The organism is Chryseobacterium taiwanense (assembly GCF_000813825.1).
Taxonomy (GTDB): Bacteria; Bacteroidota; Bacteroidia; order Flavobacteriales; family Weeksellaceae; genus Chryseobacterium; species Chryseobacterium taiwanense.
This window is the reverse complement of sequence record NZ_JWTA01000032.1, coordinates 1-1,709: the sequence shown is the minus strand read 5'-3', so window position 1 is coordinate 1,709 and position 1,709 is coordinate 1. Positions and strand designations below refer to the sequence as shown.

Here is a 1,709-nt window from a genome sequence, read left to right as displayed (position 1 = left end):
CTCTACTCCGGAAAAGTGACTCGCTAAAAGCATCTGCGCAAATGCTTTCGTGTCCGATTGTTTTACGGCTTTTTTATCAGCCAGATATTCGTGTATTAAATTAATTTCTTTTTTGATTAAATGGTAAAACGGATTAAACCAAAATACCGAGGTAATAATCTCTAAAATGATCTTATCAAACGTGTGTTTCTGTTCGATATGAACCATTTCATGCTTTAAAATCTGCTTTCCTATTTCCGAATTCAACATGATAGAATTCTTCCAGAAAAGGTTTTTAAAATAGGAAAAAGGAGCATCTGTAAGGTCAGTACGGTAAAAGTTGATCCCTTCGATGTTTTCTCTTTCAAATTGAGTTTTCAGTTCATGTATTTTGAAGGTTCCATAGATGAATTTTCCTAAAAAATACACGGAAACGATTCCTAAAACTGAAAAAACTACTGTATAATATAAGTTTTCATGGGTATTTGTGTTTTCTGATGGACTAAAGTTCTGCACTTTATCGATCAGCATATAGATATTCTGATTGACCTCAATAGTAAAATCTTCAAGCTTTATCAAGGGAAGCAATAACGAAATCAGTATCGAAAACAACAGATAAAATCTATTGTAATGGTGAAACGTCTTGTCCTTGAGCGAGAGATAATAATATCCCAGTAAAACGCCTGAACAAATGATCACTTTTAAGATATAGAATAATGCTTCCATGATTAAAATACTATAAGTCTTCTTTTTCTTTCTTGTTTTTCAGATTGATAGAAATTTCACCTGTCATTTTCCCGTTCTCCATATTCTTTTTTATGTTGATAGATTCTATCTGATCACCATTCAATATTTTCAAATCACCTCTAGAAGCTTCTTTTCCGTTGATGATGATTTTCATGTTTTCATCGAAGGCATCTTTTCCATTAACGTAAATTCTTGAAACATCTCCATCAATTTTAGAGATTCCTGAAGCTGAAAAATTAGTTCCATCAAGGCTGTGTCTCATTGAGTTTGCTGTAACTTTCAAAGCAGTTGGTTTCGTGTATTTGAAATCATAAGCAATAGATTTTCTAATGTTATCACCTTCCAATCTAGCCTTTTCATCACCCCATCTTGCTTTCTGATTTTCAAGTCTCGCTTTTTCACTCTGAACCCTTGCTTTTTCTCCGGCTTCTCTGGCTTTCTCAGCAAGTTTTCTCGCTTTTTTCATTTCTCTTTCTGCTTTTTTGCTGTAAGCAGGGTATTTCAGATCATTCATCTTAAACACTTTAATTTGAGGAGCATGTGGAGCTTTTGGTGCATTCGGTGGACTTGGAGGTGTTGGAACTACGAACACAGCTTCCTTTCCAAACTCAGGAAAATCAAGCATTTCAAATTTCAAATCTTTTAAATCCTTCATTTGACTTTTCCATTGGTCTGAATTCAAGAATTCGTCAACGCTCATCTCTTTACCATTCATTTTTATCCTTGCCAACGATTTTTGAAAGTCTCCCGAATTGGTAATTTTTGCAATTTCTCCGGAAAGCTGTGCTATTTCTTCTACATTTTTATCGAACTCTTTAGTTTCAGGCTTCAATTGTTTCAGCGCTTTACTTTTTTCTTCGATCTTTTTACCTAGTTCCGCTATTTTTTTCTCATCATTTGTTTTTCTGTAGATTCTGACTGATTCATTTTTATGATGATCAGGTCTTATGGTGTCTTTTTTAATTTGAGAAACTGCTTTCTCT

The 1,709-nt window shown here is 33.9% G+C and carries 1 protein-coding gene and 1 pseudogene; both read right to left on the bottom strand.

All coding sequences use genetic code 11. From position 1 onward, the window contains the following. Positions 1-705 (bottom strand): M56 family metallopeptidase (locus tag RM51_RS18855; protein WP_039373320.1); only part of this gene is annotated, 705 nt, incomplete at its 3' end. A 10-nt stretch (positions 706-715) separates the two neighbouring features. After that, a pseudogene (locus RM51_RS19590) lies at positions 716-1,709 on the bottom strand (hypothetical protein); the annotation flags it as partial.